This window comes from Mesotoga infera (genome assembly GCA_011045915.1).
GTDB classification, from domain to species: domain Bacteria; phylum Thermotogota; class Thermotogae; order Petrotogales; family Kosmotogaceae; genus Mesotoga; species Mesotoga infera_D.
Map to the genome: position 1 here is coordinate 1 of DSBT01000393.1, position 3226 is coordinate 3226.

General features: G+C 47.6%; 3 protein-coding genes. 1 reads left to right on the top strand and 2 read right to left on the bottom strand.

Annotated elements, in window-relative coordinates:
- Window positions 1-54: 54 nt before the first annotated feature.
- Together ENN47_12635 and ENN47_12640 are read right to left on the bottom strand one after the other, a co-directional pair.
- Complete coding sequence (locus ENN47_12635; protein ID HDP78994.1) at window positions 55-894, bottom strand: mechanosensitive ion channel family protein; 840 nt, start codon at window positions 892-894, stop codon at window positions 55-57.
- A gap of 147 nt (window positions 895-1041) precedes the next feature.
- Window positions 1042-2001 carry a 4Fe-4S dicluster domain-containing protein gene (locus tag ENN47_12640; GenBank protein ID HDP78995.1) on the bottom strand — a complete coding sequence of 320 codons (960 nt, stop codon included), beginning with the start codon at window positions 1999-2001 and terminating at the stop codon, window positions 1042-1044.
- Window positions 2002-2418: 417 nt separating this feature from the next.
- On the opposite strand from ENN47_12640, the gene ENN47_12645 reads away from it, so the two are divergent.
- Window positions 2419-3226: FAD-containing oxidoreductase (locus tag ENN47_12645; GenBank protein HDP78996.1), on the top strand; the 808-nt coding region annotated here is incomplete at its 3' end.

The window sequence follows — 3226 nt, forward strand, 5'->3', positions numbered from 1 at the left end:
GAAGTTTCCTTCTTCGCCTTCTTGGCACACTGCCACCCCCAACCACGGTTTCGGTCAGCTTTCTTTCCCGGCCAGCTTTATACCTTCTTTCGGGCCGTCGACTATGTGCAAATCAACCTGGGTAAAGGGTATCTCTATTCCGTTTTCGTCGAAGTTCGATTTTATTATCTTCGCGAGTTCTGTGCTTGAAGCGATGAAGTCCGGCCTCTCCACCCAGAATCTCACGACGAAGTCGATCGAAGATGCGCCGTAACCGGTGAACTGTATCATCGGTTTATGCTTATCATCTACATATAGCTTCTCATAGGAATTTACTGACTCTTCGAGAATCTTCATCACCTTGTTAAGATCGCTTGAGTAGGAAACTCCAACATTGAGATCGTTTCTTCTGATGTTTTCCGGCCAAAAGTGTACTATAGTGGCTGCCCAGACGTTCCTGCTCGGTATGGTAACAAGCTTTCCATCCCATGTCTTCAGAAGGACATGGTTCAGTTTTATTTCCTGAATCCCGCCTGAGGTTCCGCCAATGTCCACGGCTTCCCCTTCGTAAACCAACTTGTTGAGCATTATAAGAATTCCGCAGATGAAATTCTCTAGAGGCTCTTTGACTGCGAGACCTACAATAATACCTGATACTCCGAGTCCGGCTAGTACAGGAGCCAGATTCTTGAAGAGAACCGAGATGATTATAAAGGCAGCCAGAGCGTAGAACGCCAGATTGAACAGAGTTCTCATGGTTTTTTGATATTGAGTGGAGACAACGGATGTCTTCTCCGCGAACTTCATGAATGCTTTGTAGAAGAGACCTGCCAGCCATTTTGCCAGCAGTAGGATTACAACGCTAATCCCTATTCTGATGGCCCACTCGATAATTGTACTGAGTACTTCATTCATGGTAATCCCTCCTATAGTCTCATATAGTTATTCTTACATATGATCCTTCAAAAACCCAAATTCGATGAAAACGGAAGCCTTTCTACCGTCTAAGCAGGTTAGAGAAAGCAGTCGAGGATCTCAGAATCGGAGCGTTTTGCCTTTTGATTACATGGACTGTGAAAAGCCGATCCCTTTCGAGAAGGGACAGACCCTAATGCAAATACCGCAATCGGTTCCATTCGTCCTCCAATAAGAGTAACAGAGCTCGTGACTAATTCTCCATCTCCTGGTTCCGTTGACGTTCTCCTTTCCAATGACGGGTATTGCAGAAGCAGGGCACTTTGTTGAGCAAATACCGCAGCTGCCGCAGAAGCTCTCTAGGTCAACATCGATTGATTGGTCGCACTTCAAAGGCATATCCGTCGTTACAAGCCCGAGCTTGACTCTTGGTCCGAATTTATGAGAGACAAGAAGGCCGTGTCTTCCGAAAACGCCAAGTCCTGAAGCTTCCGCCACTAGAGGGAGAATTGCGAGATAATTTCCGTCCATATGATTTCTGGCCGAGTATCCCAGACTTCGAATGAAATAGGAGATGCTTAGTCCGATCGTCGCTGCCTTCAGATACGTTCTGGAGCTCTCGACCATTGCGGTCATCGCCGGTGCGCTGTCAATCATATCCTTCCTTATTTCAACCGCGAATGCGATTCCAAAAGGAAGTAGATCGCTTATTTCCTTTCCATAGTGTTCTCGATGCCTGCCTCTGTGGCCGTAATAAAACTCCGGTTTCATTTCTGCGACGCCTACGAGATCTGCCCCATAATCAAGGGCCATAAGCTTAATTTGATCCGTAATGTCCGACGGTTCAACACGGAGTTTGCCGGATGATGGTTTGCCCTCGCATAGAGGCCGAAGGTCTTCTATAAGGGAGAAATTCGAACGGATTTCTGAAGCTTCAATCGGATCATAAGAGAGGGAGCTTGCGTCGCACAGATCCGGTTTGCTACGCAGTTCGTCATCCACCTCTTTCAACTCAGGATGCATGGAGTAGTAGTCACGGTACTCGGGAGATCCTGCTTCGTAGTTAATCCGGGCAAACATCGTGTCACGCTCATCGTATCTAGTCATTCTATTCACCACCGGCCTGCACTGATCATACAATTATACTAGCAGCGGCTTCTGCATCCTATGCTGTCGACTGGATTTAAGACAGGCGCGACACAGTGACGGCTTCAAGCAATTTCAGATTCCGAGCATAGACTCTTTTCCGCATTTGTTTTGCTTTGCCCGATGCTATACTAAGAAGCATCCGGGGTATTCCCTTTCGCCATAAGAAGGGGCACAGGTTTGGTTTTCAACGTATTGTCGTCCGCTCGGTGCTTCAGTTATGGAAGCAGAACAAGACAGTTTTCCCCTCTAGATCTTTCGTACATTCATCCCACTGAGGCAGAGAAGCAGAATCGCACCTTTTACTTTCAATAGAGAGTTCGGCAAATGATTGGGAAGCTCGAGATGCTTATGGCTGAACATCAGGATGGTGATCAAATGAAGGACGGTAGGAAAAAATTCGACGCGATAGTTATCGGTTCCGGTCAGGGAGGCACTCCCCTGTCGCTTTCGCTTGCAGATGCAGGATGGAAGGTCGCACTTGTGGAAAGAAAGGCAGTTGGAGGTACGTGCGTCAATGAAGGGTGTACTCCGACAAAGACTATGATAGCCAGCGCAAGAGTAGCGCATCTGGTGAAGCGCGCAGCAGATTTTGGAGTTGATGCTGGCGAGTTCTCTATCGATCTGGAAAGAGTTATACTGCGGAAAAAACAAGTGGTTGAGAGTTTCAGGGAAGGAAGCAAGAGAAGGATTCTCGATTCTCCAAACCTATCATTGATAGAAGGCAGCGCGCGTTTTGTAAGGGAAAGACAGCTAGAAATAAGTTTTCTAAGTGGAAGTACGGAGTTCTTTGAAGCAGACATCATCGTCATAAACACCGGAACGAGACCTGCGAGACCTGAGATTAGAGGTCTGGATAATTCAGTGGCCTATGACTCGACTTCAATAATGGAGCTCGATGAGCTTCCAGAACACCTGATTGTCGTTGGAGGCGGTTACGTGGGTTTGGAGTTCGGGCAGATGTTCAGACGTTTTGGAAGTGAAGTGACGGTTATTCAAAGGGATAAACAGCTGCTCTCACGCGAAGACGAGGACATCGCCGGCATGGTTCTGGAAATTATGAGGGACGAAGGCATCGATGTCCTTCTAGATGCCGAGCCGCTTGAAATCAGAAGCGCCGGGGGAAACAGGATAAGCCTGACAGTGCAATCTTCTGAGAAGGAAACGACGTTAGTCGGAAGCCATC

What these genes read in the sequence shown, in the direction of transcription:
- ENN47_12635 (HDP78994.1), bottom strand. Translation starts at nt 894, where the DNA reads ATGAATGAAGTACTCAGTACAATTATCGAGTGGGCCATCAGAATAGGG.
- ENN47_12640 (HDP78995.1), bottom strand. Translation starts at nt 2,001, where the DNA reads ATGACTAGATACGATGAGCGTGACACGATGTTTGCCCGGATTAACTAC.